Genomic DNA, 21,049 nt, shown 5'->3' with positions numbered 1-21,049 from the left:
TTGTCCTTCATTATTATTATGATTTATTCTGTTGGTTCTTGATTACTATTGAACTTTATGACTGTCTCGCCAACCCCCACCCCCCCCCCCCACTCCACTTTTGCACTCCCCGGACGATGGGTAAGGTTAGGTTTGCCTCACCGATCAAGGGGATGGCAGTCGAGAGAGTGATCCCGTCGGGAGGTGAATCCGCGTGTACGTATGCAGCTGCTTCGGCGTCACCGAGGCCCAGGTCAAGCAGCACGCGGAGAACGGCGCCTGCACCCCCCGCCAGATCGCCTCGGCCAGCAAGGCGGGCACGGACTGCGGCTCGTGCGTCCGCCGGATCCAGGCGATTCTCGGCCGTGGCGCCTGTCCGCGCCGAGAGCTGGCCGAGCAGGGCAGGCCGGTGCTGACCGAGCTGTCCGGTGCCGTCGGCCTGGACGAGGCGGCCTAGCTCTCCGGCTGCTCGATCAGCTGGGCGATGTACAGTGCCTCGCCGAGCTTCTCCACCAGCTCCAGCTGGGTGTCGAGGTAGTCGATGTGGTGCTCCTCGTCGGCGAGGATGTCCTCGAAGATGTTCGCGGACGTGATGTCGCCCTTCTCGCGCATCACCTTGATGCCCCGCTTGAGCCGGTCGATCGCCTCCACCTCGATCTGCCGGTCGGCCTCGAACATCTCCTTGACGGTCTGCCCCACCCGCACATGGAACAGCCGCTGGTAGTTGGGCAGCCCCTCCAGGAACAGGATCCGGTCGGTGAGCACCTCGGCGTGCTTCATCTCGTCGAACGACTCGTGCCGCGTGTACTTGGCGAGCTTCGGCCAGCCGAAGTTCTCCTGCATCTTCGCGTGCAGGAAGTACTGGTTGATCGCGGTCAGCTCGCCGGTGAGCTGCTCGTTGAGGAACTCGATGACCTCGGGGTCGCCCTGCATCGCAGCGGCTCCTTCCACACGGGGGGACGGGTGAGGTGTGCGGCCGCATGATTGCACCGGCGGCGAAGATCGTCCAGTAAGTGCGTACTTAGTAAGTAAGTCCTGACTTGGAGCTAGTTGTCCGGTTTATGAATCGGTGGTCAAGGGCACTGTCCCAGGTCTGTCAGGATGGAGACATGGGTCATCCGGTGGAGCGAGAGTCTGGGGCAGTGGCAGGGTCCGAGCTCCCGCCGGGGCAGCGACTCCAGCGTGGCTGGCCGGTCACGCACTACGGGCCCGTACCGAAGTTCCGGCCCGAACGGTGGGAGTTCCGGGTCTTCGGCGCCACCGCCGACGGCGACAAGCACACCTGGAACCACGGGGAGTTCACGGCCCTGCCGCACACCACCGTGGTGGCCGATCTGCACTGCGTGACGAAGTTCAGCATGGTCGGCGCCGAGTGGGGCGGCATCCCGGCCCGGACGATCCTCGACCTGGCCCCGCCGGCGCCGGATGTCACCCATGTGATGGTGTGGGCGGAGTACGGGTTCAGCTCGAATCTGCGGCTCGCGGACTTCGACTCGGACCGCACCGTCTTCGCCACCCACAAGGACGGTGAACTGCTCACGGCCGAGCACGGCTTCCCGGTGCGCCTGATCGTCCCCCATCTGTACGCCTGGAAGGGCCCCAAGTGGGTGCGGGGCGTGGAGTACATGACCGCCGACCGCCGCGGCTTCTGGGAGGAGCGCGGCTATCACAACATCGGCGACCCCTGGAGGGAGCAGCGCTACTCCTACCAGGAGGAGCTCGGGGACGGCCCCGAGCTCTGACGTCTCCCGGTGGGCCGGTCAGTGGTGGTACCGGTGCACCACCGCGTGGCCCTTGCCCCGGCCGATCGTCCACTTGTTGACCGGCGTCGTGACCGCGAAGGCCACCACGAGCGAGATCAGCAGCGAGCCCCAGAACAGCAGGTCGTCCAGCTGTGCGTCCATCGCGTCCGGCCACAGCACGATCACGCCGTTGTCGATCAGCTCCATCACCGCGATGGACAGGGTGTCCGCGGCCAGCGCGACCCGGAGGGCGGTGCGGAGGTCGACGCCCGCCTTCAGTACTCCGCGCAGGGTGAGCGAGTAGCCGAAGAGGAAGGCCAGCGCGATCGCCAGGATCGTCGTCGGCAGGTTTCCCCACCCGAACGCCGTGCCGACGACCATGCCGAGCACCTCGCCGATGGCGCAGCCGGTGAGGCAGTGCAGGGTGGCCCGGACGGCCGTGGGCCAGGTGGCCACCGTCGGCCCGTGGTGGTGGGCGTGGTCCGTGTGTTCCTTCTGCGCCCGGTGTTCCTCGTGCGCTGCGTGTGCTGTGTGCGCCTCGTGCTGCATGAGTGCCCCCAATGCCAGGTAACGGTTCCTGCACCGAGCAGGAACCGCATACCCCCATGGGGTATTCCTCGGCGGGTCATCCGTCGCGCAGTTTCTTCAGCCGCTCCACGTCCGCCGCGTGCCCCTCCTTACCGCCGGGCGTCTCGATGATCAGCGGGACGCCCTCGGTCGCGGGGTGGGCCATCAGCGCCCGGAACGGGTCCTCGCCGATGTGGCCGGCGCCGATGTTCTCGTGCCGGTCCTTGTGCGCGCCGACCACGTCCTTGGAGTCGTTGGCGTGGATCAGCTTCAGCCGCCCCTCGCCGACGGTGTCCACGAGGAGATCGAGGGTCTGGTGCATGCCGTCCGGCCCGGTCAGGTCGTGCCCGGCGGCGAAGATGTGGCAGGTGTCCAGGCACACGCCCAGCTTCGGATGGGCGTCCAGTGCCTCGAAGTACGGCCCGAAGTCCCAGGTGCGCGAGCACAGCGAGGCGCCCTGCCCGGCGGTCGACTCCAGCAGCAGAAACGGGTCGTCGTCGTGGGTCAGCTCGTCCAGCAGCGGCAGCAGATGCTCCCGCACCTGCTTCAGCGCCACGGCCCGCTCCCGTCCGCCCGTCGCGCTGCCGGTGTGGACGACGACACCCAGCGCACCGATCTCGCGCCCGCGTCGCAGCGAGTGCCGCAGCGACTCGACCGACCTCTCCACGGTCGCCCCGGTGTGCGAGCCGAAGTTGATCAGATAGGGGGCGTGCACGTACGCCGGGATCGACTCCGCCGCACAGGCCGCCCGGAACGCCTCGTCCTGGCGCGGACTGCCGGCCGGCGTCGCCCAGCCCCGCGGATTGGCCACGAAGACCTGCACGGTCTCGGCCCCGAGCTCACGGGCGTAGGACAGGCCGACGGAGTTCAGGCCGCCGGCCACGGGGACATGACCGCCGACGGGGTTGCGGGAAGGACCGGTCGCGGGGTCGCCGGCAGGGGCGGGGGACTGCTCGATGCTCACCCGTTCAGGGTGTCACGCGGCATGCCGCCCCCGGTCACCGGATGGTGATCGTGATCGTCGACCCCTTGGGGGCCGTCTCGCCGCCCTGAACCGACTGCTTCTTCACGGTGTCGCCGAAGAGCCCGAGCAGGCCCCGGTCCTTCTCGACCTTGAAGCCGGCGTCCTCCAGCGCCTTCTGCGCGTCGTCCACGCTGTCCCCGACCACGTCCGGCACCTCGACCATCTCCGGGCCCTTGGACAGCGTCAGCGTCACCGTGTCGCCCTCGGCGGCCTGGCTGTCGCCGGCCGGGGACTGCCGGGCCACCTGTCCCTTGTCGTACTCGGAGTTGACCTGCTCCGAGGAGATGGTCACCTTCAGACCGGCGTCCTGCAGCTCCTGCTTGGCGTTGTCGAGGTCGTCGCCGGTGACGTCCGGCACGTCGATCGGGTTGCCCCTGCTGACCAGGAGCGCGATCGCCGAGCCCGCATGCCGCTTGATGCCGGCCTCCGGGTCGGTGCTGATCACCGACCCCTTGGCGACGCTGTCGCTGAATGCCCGGTTGACCATGCCCGGCTCCAGGCCGGCCGCCTTCAGCTTCGCCTGTGCCTTCCCCAGCGGGACGCCCGCCAGGTCCGGCACCTTCACTATCTCGGGTCCCCGGGAGACCACGAGGGTCACGGAGTCGTTGCTCCGGATCCGGGCCCCGGCCGCCGGGTCGGTGCTGATCACGGTGCCGCGCTCGATCGTGTCGTTGTATTCGAGCCTGACCCGCTTGACGTCGAGCCCGGCCGCCTTCAGCCGCGCCTTCGCCTGGTCCTCGGTCCTGGCCAGCACCTGCGGGACCTTGGTGAACTGCCCGGAGCTGATGTACCAGACCCCGGCACCCACGCCGAGGACCACCAGGATCGCGGCGATGATCGTGACGAGACCGCGCCGGGGCCGCGTCGGCCGCCGCCGCGCAGGCACCGGAGGGCTGTCCAGCCGGCTGGTGTGCTGCACGTCCCCCGCGGGAGGCTCCTCGTCCTCGTTGACGGGCAGCGGCCGGGGCACGGTGAGTGAGCGCGGAATCACGCTCGTGCGGTCCCCGGCGTTGTCGTGCTCCGCGGACAGCGCCTGCGGCGGCAGGGCGTCCAGCTGCTCGGCGGTGAGCTGGGCACGCGCCCGCAGCACCTGCCCGAGCAGCGCCGCCGCGTCGTGCGGCCGCAGGTCCGGGGTGCGCGCGGTGGCCGAGGCGACCAGCCCGTCCAGCTCGTGGGGCAGCCCCGGCACGAGCGCGGAGGGCGGCGGCACGTCCTCGTGGATGTGCTTGTAGAGCACCTGGGCGGGGGAGTCCCCGGAGTGCGGCTTGCCGCCGGTCAGCATCTCGTAGAGCACGACACCGCAGGCGTACACGTCGACGCGCGGGTCGGCGGTGCCCTGCTCGATCTGCTCGGGCGCGAGATACGAAACCGTCCCGAGCACGGTGCCGGTCGTGCTGGTCACGGTGTCCACGGACCGCACCAGCCCGAAGTCGGCGACCTTGACCCGCCCGTCGTCCCCTATCAGCACGTTCTCGGGCTTCATGTCCCGGTGCACGAACCCGGCCCGGTGCGCGGCGCCGAGCGCGGCCAGCACGGGCTCCAGGATGTCCAGCGCGGCCCGCACCTGCAGCGCGCCCCGCTCGCGCAGCACGTCCCGCAGGGTGCACCCGGCGATGTACTCCATCGCCAGGTACACGTACGACCCGTCGGTGCCCTGGTCGAAGACCTGCACCACGTTGGGGTGGGCCAGCCGGGCGACCGACTTCGCCTCGCGGATGAACCGCTCCACGAACGACCCGTCGGCCGCCAGCGTCGGGTGCATCACCTTGAGCGCGAGAACCCGGTCCAGGCGAGTGTCCAGGGCCCGGTAGACCGTGGCCATCCCGCCGACCGCGATCCGCGCATCGACGCGATACCGGCCGTCGAGCACCTGCCCGACGAGGGGGTCCTGAAGGGTCGTATCCACGCAGGCGAGTGTACGAGGGGCGACCGACACTCCCGCCCGTTGGGCCGTTCCGGGGACGGAATGCAGCAGAGCTGTGACCCGCGTGGTACGCCCCTAGAAGGCAGGGCGTTCCGGATCCAGGTGCGCACGTCCCTCCGCCGGGGAGGACGCCTCCGCGAAGTGACGGCGCGGGATCCGCCCGGCCAGCCGGGCCAGCCGTCCCGCCTCCACCGCGTGCTTCATGGCGGCGGCCATCGTCTCGGGCTCCTGCGCCCGCGTGACGGCGGAGGCGAGCATGACCCCCGCGCACCCCAGCTCCATCGCGAGGGCCACGTCCGACGCCGTGCCGGCGCCCGCGTCCAGGATGACCGGTACGCGCGCGTGCTCCACGATCAACTGGAAGTTGTGCGGATTGCGGATGCCCAGACCGGAGCCGATCGGCGAGCCCAGCGGCATCACCGCCGCACAGCCCACGTCCTCCAGTTTCCGGGCGAGCACGGGATCGTCGTTGGTGTACGGCAGCACCGTGAAACCGTCGTCGACCAGCGTCTCCGCCGCATCCAGCAGCTCCACCGGATCCGGCAGCAGCGTCCGCTCGTCGGCGATGACCTCCAGCTTGATCAGGTCCGTGCCCAGCGCCTCCCGGGCCAGCCGGGCGGTCAGCACGGCCTCCCCGGCGGTGAAACAGCCCGCCGTGTTCGGCAGCACCCGGATGCCCAGCTTCTCCAGCACCGACAGCACCGAGCCGTGCACCTCGGGATTGACCCGCCGCATCGCCACGGTGGTCAGCTCGGTGCCGGAGGCGACCAGCGCCCGCTCCAGGACGTCCAGGCTCGGCGCACCGCCCGTACCCATGATCAGCCGGGAGCCGAAGGGCAGGCCGCCGAGGACGAAGGGATCGTCGGCCATGGTTCAGCCTCCTTGCACTGCGGTGAGGATTTCCACGCGGTCTCCCTCGGAGAGGGAGGTGAGCGGCCACTGCGCGCGCGGGACGACGGTTTCGTTGACGGCGGCCGCGACGCCGGAGGGCGCCACGGTGAGGGTCCTGACGAGGACGTCCAGCGCGATGCCCGGGGCGACCTGCCGGTGCTCCCCGTTGACGGAGATCGTGACGGAGACGGTCATGCGGGCTGCTCCATGGGGGCGGTCCGGTCGGCGGGTGCGGCGCAGAAGCGCCCGGGAGTGAACGGACGGGCCTGCTCGGGCAGCTCCCCGCCGGTCAGCAGCTGAGCCATCACGTCCCCGGTGACCGGCGTGAGCAGCACACCGTTGCGGTAGTGCCCGGTGGCCAGCAGCAGCCCGTCCAGGCCGGACGGGCCGAGCAGCGGCGCGTTGTCGGGGGAGCCCGGGCGCAGTCCCGCCCGGGTCTCGGTCAGGGGCAGCTCGGTGATGCCCGGCACCAGCTCATGGGCGTCGCGCAGCAGCTCGTACACGCCCCCCGCGGTCACCGTGGTGTCCCAGCCCAGCTCCTCGCTGGTCGCGCCGACGACCAGCTCGCCGTTCTCCCGGGGCACCAGGTAGACATGGCTGCCGCGCACCACGGCCCGCACGGTACGGCTCAGGAACGGCGCGTACCGCGGGGGCACGGTCAGCCGCAGCACCTGACCCTTCACCGGCCGCACCGGCGGCAGCACGGCCTCGGGGACGCCCGTCAGGCGCCCGCTCAGGCTCCCGCCCGCGAGCACGACCTGCGCCGCGCCGAGCCCGGTGCCGTCCGCCGTGGTGACGCCGACGGCGCGGTCCCCTGCGATGTCGAGCCGCTCGGCCCACGACCGGTGGAACGCCACCCCGGCCCGCTCGCACGCGGCCACCAGGGCCGATGCCAGCCGCCGCGGATCGATCTGGTGGTCGCCGTCGACCCGGAGCCCGCCGCGTACCCCGGGCGCGAGCATCGGCTCCAGGCGCCGGCACTCCCGCCCGGACAGCCATTCCGACTCCAGCCCCGAGCGCTGCTGCAGATCGTGCAGCTCACGCAGATGGGCGCGGTCGTCGGCGTCCAGGGCCACGGCGAGCGTGCCGCAGCGGCGGTACCCGAGGTCGTGGCCGGTCAGCTCGGTCAGCTCGGCCGCGAAGTCCGGATAGCGGCGGGCCGATTCCAGATTGAGGGCGAGCAGCGTCTCCTCGCCGTAGTGCAGTTCGGTGACCGCGGCCAGCATCCCCGCCGCGACCCGCGCGGCCCCGCCGCCGGGCTCGGGGTCCACCACGGCCGTGGCGAGCCCGCGCTGCGCGGCACGCCAGGCCGTGACCAGGCCGATGATTCCGCCCCCGATGACGAGGACGTCGGACGTACGTGACGACATGGGCGTCCAGCCCCTCCCTTCGCCGGCATGACCCGGATCAGGTTCGTACGGTCGGAGGCCGCCAGCCTCCCTCTCAGCCCGGTGCGTCCGGGCTCCCGCGAGTGCTTGTACGGGGGCCACCCTAGCCCGCAGCGCTCGTCACCCGTAAGGGAGCCCCGGCCCGTGGCCCGCTCGCCGGGGGGACCGGTCCCGGCCCCCGGGGCGGACGGAGCCGCAGGTCGCAGCCCGGCGGCGGTGCGGCCGGCACCGCCAAGAGTGGTGTGCAACAGGTCACTGAGCACGCCCGCTGACTGACTATTTGTCAGTTGTCTATGGTGATCGGGTGAGCGAGCAGACACCACACCAGGGCACGGCACAGGGGCGGCGCGTGGTCGTCGTGGGCGCGGGCATGGCCGGGGTGCAGACCGCGGTGGCCCTGCGGGAACAGGGCCACACGGGCACCGTGACCCTGATCGGCGCCGAGCCCCACCAGCCCTACGACCGGCCGCCGCTGTCCAAGGCCGTGCTGCTCGGCACGTCCGAGGGCTCGGCCTTCGACGTCGACTTCGACTCGCTCGGCATCGAACTGCGCCTCGGCTGCGAGGTGCTGGGCGTGCGTCCCGGCGACCACGAGCTGGACACCGGGGCAGGGCCCGTGCGCTACGACGTCCTGGTCCTCGCCACCGGCGCCGAACCGATTCGGCTGCCGGGCACCGAGGGCGTGCCCGGTGTGCACCTGCTGCGCACCCTGGACGACGCCGAACGGCTTAGGCCTGTGCTCGCCCGGCAGCACGACATCGTGGTCGTCGGCGCCGGCTGGATCGGCGCCGAGTTCGCCACGGCGGCCCGGGAGGCGGGCTGTGCGGTGACGGTCGTCGAGGCCGCCGGCCGCCCGCTGGCCGGCGCGCTGCCCGCCGAGGTCGCCGCCTCCATGACCGCCTGGTACGCCGACAGCGGCGCCGAGCTGCGCACCCACGCGCGCGTGGAGCGCATCGAGCCCGGCACCGTGGTGCTCGCCGACGGCACCCGGCTGCCCGCGGGCGCCGTCGTGGTCGGCATCGGCGCGCGCCCGGCCACCGCCTGGCTGGCCGGCTCCGGCATCGAGCTGGGCGCCCACGGCGAGGTCGCGGCCGACGCCCACCTGCGCACCTCGGCCGAGGACGTGTACGCCGTCGGCGACTGCGCCTCCTTCCCCTCCGCCCGGTACGGCGCCCGGCTGCTGGTCCACCACTGGGACAACGCCCTGCAGGGGCCGCGCACGGTCGCCGCGAACATCCTGGGCGGGACCCCGACGGTCTACGACCCGGTGCCGTACTTCTGGTCCGAGCAGTTCGGCCGGTTCGTCCAGTACGCAGGGCACCATCCCGCGGCCGACCGCCTGGTGTGGCGCGGCGACCCGGCCGGCCCGGCCTGGACCGTCTGCTGGCTGCGCGAGGACCGGCTGGTGGCCCTGCTGGCCGTCGGCAGGCCGCGCGACCTGGCCCAGGGGCGGCGCCTGATCGAGGCGGGCCGCCGCATGGACGCGGACACCCTGGCCGACCCGGCCCGCCCCTTGAAGGACGCCACGGCCGACTGACGAGCGCCCCAGGGGGCAGCGCCCTGAAGGGGCGCGGGGAATTGCGTGACCAGCCACAACGGTGCCGCAGCCGCTCGGCGGCCCCGTTCCGGCCCCGATTCCGGCTCTTCCTCGCCGCGCCCGGCACCACCCGCGCAGCGCCACGTGGACCGGCCTGACTTCCGACTGTCAGTGGCGGATGGCAGGCTAGGTTCCGTGACCGAGATTGACGCAAAGATCGATGCTCTCGTCCCCGCCTGGCTCACCCTCCCCGACATCGCCGAACAGCTCGGCGTCGAGGTGACGCGTGTGCGGCAGCTGGTCAAGGAGGGCCAGCTCGTCGCCGTACGCCGAGGCGAGAACAGGGCGCTGCACGTCCCCGCCGCCTTCATCGACGGGGACAAGGTCGTCAAGGGCCTGTCCGGGACCCTGACGCTCCTGAGGGACGACGGCTTCACGGTTGAAGAGATGATCGAGTGGCTCTTCACCCCCGACCCGACCCTGCCCGGCACCCCCGCGCAGGCACTGAGCGAGAATCGCGGCACGGAGGTGAAGCGCCGCGCCCAGGCGCTCGCCGTCTGAGCCGACCCGCACCACGGGTGGCGTACCGGCCACGGTCCGTACGCCACCCCTCGCACGCCCATGGACACCGACCACGGGGGGATCCACCCATGTCCGACACCGCCCGCAGCAGGTTCGCCGGCGCCCGCCTGTACCTCTGCACGGACGCCCGCACCCGGCAGGGCGATCTCCCCGAGTTCCTGGACGCGGTCCTGGCCGGCGGTGTCGACATCGTCCAGCTGCGCGACAAGGGCATGGAGGCCGCCGAGGAGCTGGAGCACCTGAAGGTCTTCGCCGACGCCTGCGCCCGGCACGGCAAGCTGCTCGCGGTCAACGACCGGGCCGACGTCGCCCACGCCGCCGGCGCCGGCGTCCTCCACCTGGGCCAGGGCGACCTCCCGGTCCCCGCGGCCCGGGCGATCCTCGGCGACGACGTCCTGATCGGCCGGTCCACGCACGCCGAGTCCGAGGCGGCCGCGGCCGCCGTCCAGGAGGGCGTGGACTACTTCTGCACCGGCCCCTGCTGGCCCACCCCCACCAAGCCCGGTCGTCACGCGCCCGGCCTCGACCTGGTCCGGTACACCGCCGCGCTGGGCACCGACCGTCCCTGGTTCGCCATCGGCGGCATCGACCTCGGCAATCTGGACGAGGTGCTGGACGCAGGGGCCCGCCGGGTGGTCGTGGTTCGCGCGATCACCGAGGCGGACGACCCCGGGGCCGCCGCGGCGGAATTCGCGAAGCGTCTGCGCCAGGTGTGAAGCTCCGGCGGCCGGTGCAGGGCCCACCAGGGGTCCCGCTCCGGCCGGTGTCCGGAATTCTGTCCAAGGAGTGGACAGGAGACCGGCAAATCGGGCAAATTTCCGACATCCGGTTGGGGGACCGCTCACCCCTGGCTAACCTGCCGGTATGGCCCTAGGAACCGCATCCACCAGGACTGATCGTGCACGCACCGTGCGCGACATCCTCGGCACCGGCAAGACGACGTACTCGTTCGAGTTCTACGCGCCGAAGACCCCCAAGGGTGAGCGGAACCTGTGGAACGCACTGCGCAGGGTCGAGGCGGTGGCCCCCGACTTCGTCTCCGTCACCTACGGCGCGGGCGGCTCCACGCGCACGACGACGGTCAAGGAGACCCAGCAGATCGTCGTGGACACGACGCTCACGCCGGTCGCCCACCTCACCGCGGTCGACCACTCCATCGCCGAACTGCGCAACATCATCGGCCAGTACGCCGACGCCGGAATCCGCAACATGCTCGCGGTGCGCGGCGACCCGCCCGGTGACCCGATGGGCGAGTGGGTGCCGCACCCGAGCGGTCTGACGTACGCGGCCGAACTCGTCCGGCTCATCAAGGAGTCGGGCGACTTCTGCGTGGGCGTGGCAGCCTTCCCGGAGATGCATCCGCGCTCCACCCACTGGGACGCCGATGTCGCGCACTTCGTCGACAAGTGCCGTGCGGGCGCCGACTATGCCATCACGCAGATGTTCTTCCAGCCGGAGTCGTATCTGCGGCTGCGCGACCGCGTCGAGGCCGCGGGCTGCGACACCCCCGTCATCCCCGAGGTCCTGCCGGTCACCAGCGTGAAGATGCTGGAGCGGCTGCCCAAGCTCAGCACCGCGCAGTTCCCGGACGCCCTGAAAGAGCGGATCCTCACAGCGAAGGACGATCCGGCGGCGGTACGCTCCATTGGCATCGAGTTCGCCACGGAGTTCTGCGCGCGGTTGCTGGCCGAGGGAGTGCCAGGGCTGCACTTCATCACGCTCAACAACTCCACGGCGACCCTGGAGATCTACGAGAACCTGGGCCTGCACCACCCCCCGCAGGCCTAGACCGGCCGCACCGCCATACGACACACTGCGTAGCGGTTACTGGGAGAGGGGCGTACATGGGCTGGACGGTCCTCTACATCGCGTTCGGCATCGTCGCACTGTGGCTGCTCGGCGAGGTGCTGCTGCAGTACAAGGCGCGGCTGCGCTGGCGGCTGCTCGCGTTCGCGGGCTTCCTCGGTGTCGTCGTGGGCGTGCTGATGCCGTCCGTCATCGTCATCGGGGTGGGCGCGATCGCGTTCGCGATCGGCCAGACCTACGTCACGCTGTCCTTCCGCCGAGGCTTCGCCGCGGGCTGGGCGGTCAAACGGCCCGGCCCCGAGGCCGAGGGCGGCAGCAAGCGCCGCCGCGGCAGGGCGGACCGCCAGGACCCGTCCCTGGAGGTCTCCGGCCTGGAGGAGACCGAGGACGCCGACGACCGGGACGGCGGCTACGGCCGCGAGCAGCTCGGCTACGGCGACGACGACTACGACCGCGACGACGTCTTCACCCCCAACCGGTCTCCCGAGCCCCCCGCCGCCGAGACCACCGCCGTCTACGAGCCCCAGCCCCTGCCCGAGGACACCGGCTCCTACGGCGTCTACGGCGGCACCGCCAACCCGGGCGCCGCCCAGGCCCAGAACCCGACCTACGCGTCCGCCGCCCCGGGCACCGACCAGGCCTACGCCTACGACTACTCGGGCTACGGCCAGCAGAACTACGGCTACGAGGCAGGCGGCCAGCAGCAGTACGCCAACTACTCCGACCCCTACGTCGGCGCCCAGACCTACGGCGGAGCCTCGTACGACACCGGCTACGACCAGCAGTACAACCAGCAGGGCTACGGCCAGGACCCGTACGCCACCGGCGGCTACGGCCAGACGCCGGCCGGCGGGGTGTGGGTCCCGCAGCAGCGCACCGACGAGACCTACGGCGCCGAACTCCCGCAGGAACAGCCCTACCCGTACCAGGGCAACGGGCAGCAGCCGCAGCCGGGCGCCGGTTACGACGAGCAGTACCGTTTCTGAGGGGCCGTACCGCTCACTGCGGGCCCCTCACTGCGAGCCGTGGAAGTCCGGGCCCTCCACGATCAGCCCGGCCACCAGCGCACCCGACATGCCGGCATGGGGGAGGCCGCCGCCGGGGTGCGACCAGCCGCCCACGCGGTACAGACCGGGCAGGCGCGTGCTGTTCGCCGGGTGCAGGAAACGACCCTGGCCGGCGGCGAGTGCGGGAGCGGGCACGGCCCCCGAGCGGGTGCCTGTCTCGTCCTGCGTGTGTCCGGGTGCGCGCACCTCGTGCCAGAGCAGGCGCTCCGGCAGCCCGGGCACGGCGGCCCCGGCCGCTTCCAGGAGGAAGTCCGTGTAGCGCCGGACGGTGCCCGCGTCCTCCCAGGCGGCCTCGGCCGACACGACGGCGGACACCACGACGGACTCGTGTGCGTCGTCCGGTCTGAGCGCGGGGTCGTCGGGGCGCAGTACGGTCACCGTCGGACACACGGGCTCGTCGCCGCCGGGAGAGACCAGGAAGTCCAGCTCGGTCTCGGCATCCGGTGCATGGACGACCGTGCGGTGGACGGCCTGCTCCTCGCGTCCCTCCCGCAGGGCGAGCAGAAGGGTGAAGCGTCCGGGCGCGGGTGAGAGCGGGGCGGACCGCACGTCACCCTCCTCGTCCAGCGGGTGCCCCGTCAGGGTCCGCAGCCGGGCCGGGTCCACGTCCGCCACGACATGGTCCGCCTCCGCCACCGCCCCGGACGCGAGCTCCACCCCCGCCGCCCGGCCGTCCTTCTCCGCGATCCCCGTGACCTCGGCGCCGAAGGCGAACTCGACCCTGCGCTGCACGCAGCGCTCGTACACGGCGCGCGCCAGCTCCCGGATGCCGCCGCGCACGTACCAGGTGCCGAAGGCGTGCTCCATGTACGGCAGCACGGCGGCGCTCGCCGGAGCGGTCCGGGGATCGAGGCCGTACCCGAGCACCTGGCTCGTCAGCAGGGCCGCCAGGCGCTCGTCGCGCAGCTCCCAGGCCCCGATCTCGGCCGGCGTGCTCGCACGCCGGGTGCGCAGCAGGCGCTTGTGCGGGACGGCCGGATACGGCTCGCGCTCCGCCAGCACCTGCCAGTTCGGCCACAGGGGCTCTTCCAGCAGCGGCCGGCGCGTGCGGTCCCAGGCTTCGCGGGCCCGCACCAGGAAGTCGCCCCAGCGCTGCCCGGCCCCCGCACCCAGCGCCTCGTCCAGGGCCGTGACGACACCCGCGCGCGAGGCGTTCGGCAGGGACACCTGCGTGCCGTCCGCGAAGATGTGCCGCGAGGCGGGGTCGACCTGGACCAGCTCGACGCAGTCCTCCAGCGGCTCCTTGCCGGTCTTGACGAACAGATCGCGGTAGACCGCCGGCAGCGTCAGCAGCCCGGGACCGGTGTCGAACCCGAACCCGTCCTTTTCGAAGCGGCGCACCGCACCGCCGTACGTCTCCGTACGCTCGTACACCGTCACCCGGTGGCCCGCGACGGCCAGCCGGGCAGCAGCCGCCATCGCGCCCATCCCGGCGCCGATCACCGCAATCCGTGCCATGCCTGCGACTTTATCGACCGCCACCGACATCCCGGTCCACGGGCGGCTCGCGGACGGTCAGCCCGGCGGCGGCCCGGACATCCGCGAGGCCAGCCGCCGCTCCTCCCGGCGCTGGGCCCGGCGCCGCAGGAAGCGCCGGATGCGGGAGACGAGGAACACCAGCACCACCAGCCCGGAGACGAGCAGCACCGCGGCGACGAGGGCCGCCGCCTCCGGGTGGAACATCGCGAACGTGACGACGCCGCCCACCCCGAGATCCTCGGCGAAGCTCAGGACGATGTTGCTGAACGGCTCGGGCGAGGTGTTGACCGCCATCCGCGTCCCGGCCTTCACGGTGTGACTGGCCAGCGCGGTCGATCCGCCGATCAGCCCGGCGGCCACGTCCGACGGCGATCCACCGTGCCCGGCCAGCAGCGCCCCGATCCAGGCGCCCGCGAGCGGCCGGACGACGGTGTGCACCGAGTCCCACGCGGAGTCGACGTACGGGATCTTGTCGGCGACCGCCTCGCACAGGAAGAGCACGCCCGCCACGATCAGCACCTCGGGGCGCTGCAACGTCTGCGGAACGTCGTCGCTCACCCCCGTCAGGCCGAAGAGGCCGAGCAGCAGCACCACCGCGTAGGCGTTGATGCCGCTGGCCCAGCCGCTGGTGAAGACCAGGGGGAGTACCGGCACGGACGCGATCGTAACCAGCCGGCGGCGCCGCGTCGCGGGCACGCGCACGCAAGCCTGAGTATCCGTACTCAGACGGCGAGATGAGTACGCGCGCGGATGGGCCGCACCCCGTGTCGACGGGAGAGTGGAGGCACGGCAAGGGGCGCGGACCGGCACCGCCGACACGGGGCGGCGGAGCGGAGCCCGCGTCCTGGCCGCTCCTTCCGCTGCCGCGGCGGCGGAAGCGAGGCACGGGGGACCCGGGGCAGACCACCACGGGGGACCAATGGGGGAAGAACCGTACGGGGGAGTACGGGAAGTACGGGGGAGCAGGAAGGCGCCGGTCCGGCCATGGACCGGCGCCTTTCCCGTGTTCCCCGCGGGCGTGTTCCCCGCGGGCTCAGGCCTTTCCGCTCACGCGTCCCTGGAGCAGCCGGGACAGGGCCGCGTGGACGTCGTCCAGGGAGCGCTCCGGCTGGAAGGACTTCCAGTCCAGGGCGGCCACCAGGACCATGCCGACCAGCGCGGCGGCGGTCAGCTGGACGTCGATCTCCTCGCTGAACTCCCCGGCCGCCACGCCCTCGCGCAGCACCCCCTCGACCACGGCCACGGCCTCCTGCCGGACCACCATCAGGGTGGACTGCCAGGCGCGGTTGGTGCGCCACAGCTCGGCCACGTACAGCTGGGTGAAGGCCGGGTAGCGGTCGATGAAGACCAGGCCCGCGCGGACCATCGCGTCCAGGGCGTCCACCCTGCTGCCGCCCTCGGCCTCGGTCCGCTCGGCCGCCTCCCGCAGGGAGGCGGTGAGGAGGCCCACGCCGTGCCGCAGCAGTTCCTCGAAGAGGACCGACTTGCTCGCGAAGTTGTAGTAGACCGTGCCCTTCGCGACCCCGGCCCGCTCGGCGATCTCGTCCACCGTGGTGGCCGAGAAGCCCTGCTCGGCGATGAGCGTGACGGCCGCTTCGTAGAGCTTCTGCCGGGTTGCCTCGCGGCGCGTGCTGCCGCCGGACGTGGCGCTGCTGCTTTCCATGGCCCTGATTCTCACAGGTACGCGCGCGTGCAGGGCCTTCTTGGGGATCACAGGCTCAGCTCGGGGTGCAGCCGGTCCAGCGTCCACACCTGGCGGCGCCGGGCCGAGAGCGCGGTGAGCGCGAGGGCGCCCACGGTGAACGCGGCCAGCACACCGCAGGCCTGCCACACCGGGCCGAGCCCGCCGCCCGTGATCAGCCGGCGCAGGGCCAGCACGATGTAGCTCATCGGCAGGAACGGGTGGATGGCGTTGAAGAAGCCCGGGCTGGTCTGCACGGGGTACGTGCCGCCCGCCGAGGTCAGCTGGAGCATCAGAAGCGCCAGGACGAGGATCCGGCCGGCCGCGCCGAAGCGGGCGTTGAGCCACTGCACGATCGACGCGAAGCACGCCGCCACGAGGAACAGGAAGCCGACCGTGCCGGCCGCCCGCGCCATCTGCAGGCCGATCGCCCAGTGCAGCACGGACATCAGCGCGGCCGTCTGCAGCACGCCCACCGCGGCCACCGGCAGCCAGCCGGCCAGCGCGATCCGCCAGGCCGGCGAACCGGCCGCGAGAGCACGCCGGTTGAGCGGCGGGATCAGCATGTACGCCACCATCGCGCCCACCCACAGGGACAGCGGGATGAAGTACGGGGCGAACCCGGTGCCGTAGTTGGGCGCCTTGTGCAGGTCGTGGGAGGCGAGCTGGACCGGGTCGGCCATCACGCCGGTACGCCGGTCGCGGTCCTGCCGGTCGTAGTCCGGGATCTTCTTCGCCCCGTCGTGCAGACCGCCGGCGAGCTTGCCGGAGCCGCCGACCAGCTTGTACATGCCGCCGTTGAGGGTCTCGGCGCCCGACGAGGCCGTGCCGATGCCCTTGTCCAAGGTGGCCGAACCGGTCTGGGCGGTGCCGAGGCCGGTGTGCAGCTTCTTCGCCCCCGCGGCGACCTCGGCCGCGCCGTCGTTCAGCTTGTTGATCTTCTTGACGGCGTCGTTCACGTCCTCGTAGAGGTGCGGCGCGCGGTCGGAAAGGGCCTGGGCCTGCTTCTGGAGCGTGCCGAGGTTGTCCCGCATCGTCTTCAGGTCGCCGTCCTGGTCGGCGATCAGGGTGTTGAGGTCGTCCGCGACGGTGGCCACGTCGGCGGCCGCCTGCCTGGCCTTCTTCAGGTCCGGGCAGACGGGGTCCGGGATGACCGCGGTCTCGCAGCGGGTCCGGTAGATGTCGTCCAGGAGGTCGGAGGAGGCGTGGGCGGTCCTGGCCGCGCCCGGTGCGAGCTTCACCAGCACGTCGAGGTTGTGCCGGACCGCCTTGGCCGAGTCGGCGACCAGCCGGGCCGTGTCCCCGATGGTCTTCTCGTTGTCCTTCAGGAACGAGCCGGTCTTCCCGTAGACGCCGTTGACGTTGTCGGCGAGCGTCCGGGTGCCGTCCGCGACCCGCTGTGAACCGTCCTCCAGGTCGCCGGCGCCCTTGTTGAGCTTCTTCAGGCCCTTGGCCAGTTCGCCGCTGCCGCTCTTGGCGTCCTTGAGACCGTCCGCGAGGTCCTTGGAGCCCTTCTCGGCCTTCCCGATGCCGTCCTTGAGCCGGTCGGCGCCCTGGGCGGCCGTCAGGGTCTTGTCGTGGATGCCGGAGAACGAGATGAAGATCTTGTCCAGGAAGGTCCGGGACGCCTTGGTGGACGCGGCCGAGCGGACCTCGTTGAAGACCGTCTTGGAGATCTGGCCGACGATGTAGTTGTTCGCGTCGTTCGTGCGGACCCTGAGCGCGCCGGTCTCCGGGGAGCCGCCCGAGCCGGAGGCGATCCGCTTGCTGAAGTCGGAGGGCATGGTCAGCGACAGGTAGTACGTGCCGTCCTCGACTCCCCGGCGGGCCTCGGCGTCGCTGACCTCGTGCCATTCGAAGGTGCGGCTGTCGCGGAGCCCGTCGACGATGCCGTCGCCGGCCGCGATCCTCTTCCCGCCCGCCGTGGCGCCCTTGTCGTCGTTCACCAGGGCCACCGGAATGCGGTCCAGGCGGCCGTACGGGTCCCAGAACGACCACAGGTACAGGGCGCCGTACAGCAGGGGCAGCACGAGCAGCGCGACCAGGGCGGCGCGCGGCAGCCTGCCCCGCCCGAAACGCCTCAGCTCAAGCACGGCCAGCCTAGGCGAGCGCATCGGCCTCCTCCTTCTGGTCGCTCTGGTCGCTCTGGTCGCTCTGGTCGCTCTGGTCGTCGCTTCGGCGGGTGGGGCGGGTGGAGACGCGGACGCAGTCCTCGGGCGCGGTGCGGCACACGGCCACGACCGTCGTCCCCGCGCGCGTGAGGGTGCGCAGCAGGTCCCAGACCTCGGCGCGCTCGGTGTCCGAGAGCTTCAGGTCGACGTCGTCGATCCCGAGCAGCGCGGGCCGGCCGAGGAGGCCCAGTGCGACGGACAGGCGCAGCTCCTGCAGCCGCTCCAGGTCGCGTACGGCCGTCCGGGAGTCCTTGGGGAGCGTCTTCGGGTCGAGTCCGGCGGCGGCCAGGGCCGTCTCGACGCGCAGCCGTGCCTCCTGGGCGCGCTGCGCGCGGGGCCGCAGCAGGTCGCGCAGGGAGCCGCCGAACCGGCGCTGCAGCAGGGCCCGTTCGCGCAGGTGCTCCCCGACGGTCAGGGCCGGTTCCAGGTCGGTGACACCGGCCACGTTGGCCACGGCGCCGATGCGGCGCACGGCCGCCATGTGCCGGGGCAGTGCGAACCCGCCCACGCCGGCCGCGCCCGCGGTGGGCTTCATCCGTCCCGTGAGCGCGAGCAGCAGACTCGTACGGCCGGAGCCGGAGGGTCCTTCGATCGCGATCAGCGAGCCGGGTTCCGCGTCGAAGGTGATGTCGATGAAGGCCCACCCCCGTGGCCCCTTGAGCCCGAGACCCTCGGCCGTGACGTGCGCGCCGTCCACTGGCCCCCCTGCCTGCTTGCCGTTATTTGAACTGACTGGTCAGTGCAAAAATACGCCCGAACCCACGAGCGAAGCAAAGGCCCAGGTCAGAACGGATTGTCAGTGCCATACCGCACGATGGGCACATACGGCACCCGTGCCGTCACCAGACGACAGGAGGTTCGTCATGGCCAGCTCGTCCGCAGCCGCCGCCCACCGGCGCCGCGCCACCGGCCCTGCCCCCTCACTGACCGGCCCGGCGGGTGATGTGCACCCCGTGCTCCGCCGGGCCACGGCCCCGCCCGCCGCCCTCGACCTGCTCGCCCAGGCCCGGGCCGGCCTCGAAGAGGCCACCGTCCTGGAAACACCCAACGAGCGCTACGCGACCGCCCATCTCGCCGCCCTGCGCACCGCCGCCGCCGTCCTCGCCGCCCGGGGGCGCCCCGAGACCGCCCCGCGCCGCCGGGCCCGCATCCGCAGCGCCTGGGAAGTGCTCCCCGAGATCGCCCCCGAACTGACCGAGTGGAGCGCCCTCTTCGCCTCCGGTGCCGCCCGCCGTGCCCGTGCCGAGGCCGGTATCCAGGGCGCGGCCGGACAGCGGGACGCCGACGACCTGATACGCGACGTGGCGATGTTCCTCCGCATCGTCGAACGGATGCTGGTGCTCCAGCCCGTCCTGCCCCAGCCCCGCCAGGACACCGACGAGCAGGACGCCCCGGGCACCCGTCGCGGCCTGCCGGACGCGGGCTGACCGCGGACGGCCCGGCGTGCGGGACGGAGCGAGCCGTGGGCCGCCGTGGCTGGACCGGTACGGCATCGGGAGCGGCGGGCCGTGGGTGGACCGGCAGGGCACCAGGGGCAATGAGCCATGGGTGACCGGGTGGGCACCGGAGGCAGTGGGCCATGGGTGACCGGGTACGGCACCGGAGGCAATAGGGTGGAGGCCGCTGTAGCTTCCTCCCTCCCGCACCCGGGCCGGGGAGGCACCCCGTTCGCGCCGCCGGGCAACAGGCGGTGCCGTGCCGAGGAGTCAACTGTCGTGTCGGACCCGATGCGCCCCCGCGCCTCTCTCCGTACCGCCGTGGTCTGGGAGGTCCTCCAGGACGCCCTCGACCGCCGGGTCAAGGCCACGGGGCGCGAGTCGCTGGACGTGCTCGACACCGGAGGCGGCAGCGGCAACTTCGCCGTGCCCGTCGCCCGCCTCGGCCACCGCGTCACCGTCGTCGACCCCAGCCCCAACGCACTGTTCGCGCTGGAGCGCCGCGCCGCCGAGGCCGGTGTCGCCGACCGGGTCAGGGGTGTCCAGGGCGACGCCCACGGCCTGTTCGACGTCGTCGAACGCGGCGGTTACGACGCCGTGCTGTGCCACGGCGTCCTGGAGTACGTCGACGACCCCGCCGAGGGCGTCCGCAACGCGGTCGCCGCGCTGCGCTCCGAGGGCGTCCTCAGCCTGCTCGCCGCGGGTCTCGGCGGCGCCGTCCTCGCCCGGGCCCTGGCCGGTCACTTCACCGAGGCCAAGCAGGCCCTGGAGGATCCGGAGGGCCGCTGGGGCGCCGGGGACCCGATGCCGCGCCGTTTCACCGCCGAGCAGCTCACCGCGCTGGTCGAGGGAGCGGGCCTGCGGGTCGGTGCCGTGCACGGCGTACGGGTCTTCGCCGACCTCGTGCCCGGCGTCCTGGTGGACACCGAGCCGGGCGCCCTCGACGCCCTGCTGAAGCTGGAGGCCGCCGCGGCCGAGCTGTCCGCGTTCCACTCCGTCGCCACCCAGCTCCATGTGCTCGGTGAGACGCCGGGGGCCGCGGAGGCCTGAGTGCCTGCGCGGCACCCGCCGCTGATCAGGCGCTCGGCAGCAGATGGAGTACGCCACAAGACGCCCGATCGAGCGGTTTGCGCCGTATGATCGAGGTATACCGTCCGGCATGACGGGTCGGCCGCTGGGGAATGGAAGCCTCAGCGAGTCGGAACGGCCATGGCGGCTTCCGGTTGGCCAATTGGCGTAGAGGGGCGGGTTTCACGGGGTCGATTCCCTGCCTATCCTGAAGGGACCCCCCGGGTCGCCCCCGCGACTGCACGATGAGGAGGACTCCGTGCCGCTCTCGGAGCACGAGCAGCGCATGCTCGAGCAGATGGAGCGAGCGCTGTACGCCGAAGATCCCAAGTTCGCGTCGGCGCTTGAGGGAAGTGGGCTGCGGACGTACACCCGTCGGCGGGTCTACCAGGCGGTCGCGGGCTTCCTCGTGGGTATCGCGCTCCTCATGGCCGGAATGGTCGCGCAGCAGATCTGGATCAGCGTGGTGGGCTTCCTCGTCATGCTGGGCTGCGCCGTGCTCGCGGTCACCGGCTGGCGAAAGGCCCCCAAGCCGGGGGAACAGCCCGCGGCCGCTCCTCGCCGCCAGGCACGGCAGAAGCGCTCCATGATGGACCGGATCGAGCAGCGCTGGCAGCGCCGCCGGGACGAGCAGCAGGGACACTAGCCCACAGCAGACTTCGGTGAGGGGTGACCACCCGTGGGTGGTCACCCCACACGTGTACCCG

At 72.0% G+C, this 21,049-nt stretch carries 22 protein-coding genes and 1 riboswitch; of the genes, 10 read left to right on the top strand and 12 right to left on the bottom strand.

The window, feature by feature from the left end:
• The first annotated feature begins 193 nt into the window (after nt 1-193).
• Entirely contained in the window at nt 194-436 is a 243-nt protein-coding gene (locus tag AB0H32_RS36085) for a (2Fe-2S)-binding protein (protein ID WP_361129843.1), read from the top strand.
• Here AB0H32_RS36085 and bfr read toward each other — a convergent pair.
• The gene (bfr, locus tag AB0H32_RS36080) at nt 433-912 is read right to left on the bottom strand and encodes a bacterioferritin (RefSeq protein WP_361129840.1); all 480 of its coding nucleotides are present in this window, start codon (nt 910-912) and stop codon (nt 433-435) included. The two genes, AB0H32_RS36085 and bfr, sit on opposite strands and share 4 nt — an antisense overlap.
• 176 nt (nt 913-1,088) lie before the next feature.
• On the opposite strand from bfr, the gene AB0H32_RS36075 reads away from it, so the two are divergent.
• Nucleotides 1,089-1,721, top strand: a complete 633-nt coding sequence (locus tag AB0H32_RS36075) for a sulfite oxidase-like oxidoreductase (RefSeq protein WP_361129837.1) — start codon at nt 1,089-1,091, stop codon at nt 1,719-1,721.
• An 18-nt stretch (nt 1,722-1,739) separates the two neighbouring features.
• Here the strand turns inward: AB0H32_RS36075 and AB0H32_RS36070 are convergent, their stop codons facing one another.
• From AB0H32_RS36070 to thiO, 6 genes are all read right to left on the bottom strand, one after another.
• On the bottom strand, nt 1,740-2,270 hold the full coding sequence (locus tag AB0H32_RS36070; protein WP_361129834.1) for a DUF4396 domain-containing protein: 531 nt from the start codon (nt 2,268-2,270) through the stop codon (nt 1,740-1,742).
• 76 nt (nt 2,271-2,346) lie between these two features.
• On the bottom strand, nt 2,347-3,252 hold the full coding sequence (locus tag AB0H32_RS36065) for a deoxyribonuclease IV (RefSeq protein ID WP_361129831.1): 906 nt from the start codon (nt 3,250-3,252) through the stop codon (nt 2,347-2,349).
• 34 nt (nt 3,253-3,286) lie between these two features.
• Nucleotides 3,287-5,218: a Stk1 family PASTA domain-containing Ser/Thr kinase gene (gene pknB, locus AB0H32_RS36060; protein WP_361129828.1), complete on the bottom strand. Its 1,932-nt coding sequence runs from the start codon at nt 5,216-5,218 to the stop codon at nt 3,287-3,289.
• A gap of 93 nt (nt 5,219-5,311) precedes the next feature.
• Nucleotides 5,312-6,106: a thiazole synthase gene (locus tag AB0H32_RS36055; RefSeq protein ID WP_361129825.1), complete on the bottom strand. Its 795-nt coding sequence runs from the start codon at nt 6,104-6,106 to the stop codon at nt 5,312-5,314.
• A 3-nt stretch (nt 6,107-6,109) separates the two neighbouring features.
• The gene (thiS, locus tag AB0H32_RS36050) at nt 6,110-6,322 is read right to left on the bottom strand and encodes a sulfur carrier protein ThiS (protein WP_361129822.1); all 213 of its coding nucleotides are present in this window, start codon (nt 6,320-6,322) and stop codon (nt 6,110-6,112) included.
• Entirely contained in the window at nt 6,319-7,497 is a 1,179-nt protein-coding gene (gene thiO / locus AB0H32_RS36045) for a glycine oxidase ThiO (RefSeq protein ID WP_361129819.1), read from the bottom strand. The genes thiS and thiO overlap by 4 nt, the downstream gene beginning before the upstream one ends.
• Nucleotides 7,495-7,606: riboswitch (TPP riboswitch) on the bottom strand. It overlaps the preceding gene by 3 nt.
• 213 nt (nt 7,607-7,819) lie before the next feature.
• Between thiO and AB0H32_RS36040 the strand changes: the two genes are divergently transcribed.
• From AB0H32_RS36040 to AB0H32_RS36020, 5 genes are all read left to right on the top strand, one after another.
• Nucleotides 7,820-9,052: an FAD-dependent oxidoreductase gene (locus AB0H32_RS36040; RefSeq protein ID WP_361129816.1), complete on the top strand. Its 1,233-nt coding sequence runs from the start codon at nt 7,820-7,822 to the stop codon at nt 9,050-9,052.
• A 195-nt stretch (nt 9,053-9,247) separates the two neighbouring features.
• Nucleotides 9,248-9,613, top strand: coding sequence for an Rv2175c family DNA-binding protein (locus tag AB0H32_RS36035; RefSeq protein WP_361129813.1), 366 nt, complete (start codon nt 9,248-9,250; stop codon nt 9,611-9,613).
• A gap of 89 nt (nt 9,614-9,702) precedes the next feature.
• Nucleotides 9,703-10,350, top strand: a complete 648-nt coding sequence (gene thiE / locus AB0H32_RS36030) for a thiamine phosphate synthase (protein WP_361129810.1) — start codon at nt 9,703-9,705, stop codon at nt 10,348-10,350.
• Between the two features lie 148 nt (nt 10,351-10,498).
• A complete protein-coding gene (metF, locus tag AB0H32_RS36025; RefSeq protein WP_361129807.1) occupies nt 10,499-11,422 on the top strand; it encodes a methylenetetrahydrofolate reductase [NAD(P)H] in 924 nt (307 codons plus the stop codon).
• A 56-nt stretch (nt 11,423-11,478) separates the two neighbouring features.
• Nucleotides 11,479-12,426 carry a hypothetical protein gene (locus AB0H32_RS36020; RefSeq protein WP_361129805.1) on the top strand — a complete coding sequence of 316 codons (948 nt, stop codon included), beginning with the start codon at nt 11,479-11,481 and terminating at the stop codon, nt 12,424-12,426.
• Nucleotides 12,427-12,453: 27 nt separating this feature from the next.
• On the opposite strand, the gene AB0H32_RS36015 is transcribed toward AB0H32_RS36020, so the two are convergent.
• The 5 genes from AB0H32_RS36015 to AB0H32_RS35995 all read right to left on the bottom strand — a co-directional run bounded on the left by AB0H32_RS36015 (nt 12,454) and on the right by AB0H32_RS35995 (nt 18,535).
• Nucleotides 12,454-13,965, bottom strand: a complete 1,512-nt coding sequence (locus AB0H32_RS36015) for an NAD(P)/FAD-dependent oxidoreductase (RefSeq protein ID WP_361129802.1) — start codon at nt 13,963-13,965, stop codon at nt 12,454-12,456.
• A gap of 57 nt (nt 13,966-14,022) precedes the next feature.
• On the bottom strand, nt 14,023-14,640 hold the full coding sequence (locus AB0H32_RS36010) for a DUF4126 domain-containing protein (protein WP_361129799.1): 618 nt from the start codon (nt 14,638-14,640) through the stop codon (nt 14,023-14,025).
• A 379-nt stretch (nt 14,641-15,019) separates the two neighbouring features.
• Nucleotides 15,020-15,649, bottom strand: coding sequence for a TetR/AcrR family transcriptional regulator (locus tag AB0H32_RS36005; RefSeq protein ID WP_361129796.1), 630 nt, complete (start codon nt 15,647-15,649; stop codon nt 15,020-15,022).
• A gap of 47 nt (nt 15,650-15,696) precedes the next feature.
• On the bottom strand, nt 15,697-17,781 hold the full coding sequence (locus tag AB0H32_RS36000; protein ID WP_361129793.1) for a YhgE/Pip domain-containing protein: 2,085 nt from the start codon (nt 17,779-17,781) through the stop codon (nt 15,697-15,699).
• Nucleotides 17,768-18,535 (bottom strand): ATP-binding cassette domain-containing protein, encoded by a 768-nt coding sequence (locus AB0H32_RS35995; RefSeq protein ID WP_361129791.1) that lies wholly within the window; start codon nt 18,533-18,535, stop codon nt 17,768-17,770. The genes AB0H32_RS36000 and AB0H32_RS35995 overlap by 14 nt, the downstream gene beginning before the upstream one ends.
• A 166-nt stretch (nt 18,536-18,701) precedes the next feature.
• On the opposite strand from AB0H32_RS35995, the gene AB0H32_RS35990 reads away from it, so the two are divergent.
• The 3 genes from AB0H32_RS35990 (at nt 18,702) to AB0H32_RS35980 (ending at nt 20,988) form a co-directional block, all read left to right on the top strand.
• Nucleotides 18,702-19,265: an SAV_6107 family HEPN domain-containing protein gene (locus AB0H32_RS35990; protein ID WP_361129788.1), complete on the top strand. Its 564-nt coding sequence runs from the start codon at nt 18,702-18,704 to the stop codon at nt 19,263-19,265.
• A gap of 288 nt (nt 19,266-19,553) precedes the next feature.
• Complete coding sequence (locus AB0H32_RS35985; protein WP_361129785.1) at nt 19,554-20,324, top strand: methyltransferase; 771 nt, start codon at nt 19,554-19,556, stop codon at nt 20,322-20,324.
• A 277-nt stretch (nt 20,325-20,601) separates the two neighbouring features.
• The gene (locus tag AB0H32_RS35980) at nt 20,602-20,988 is read left to right on the top strand and encodes a DUF3040 domain-containing protein (RefSeq protein ID WP_361129782.1); all 387 of its coding nucleotides are present in this window, start codon (nt 20,602-20,604) and stop codon (nt 20,986-20,988) included.
• Nucleotides 20,989-21,049 lie beyond the last annotated feature (61 nt).

Source organism: Streptomyces sp. NPDC020362 (genome assembly GCF_040642095.1).
Lineage (GTDB): Bacteria > Actinomycetota > Actinomycetes > Streptomycetales > Streptomycetaceae > Streptomyces.
Note: the sequence above shows the minus strand (reverse complement) of the source record. Positions and strands in the feature narration are given on the sequence as shown.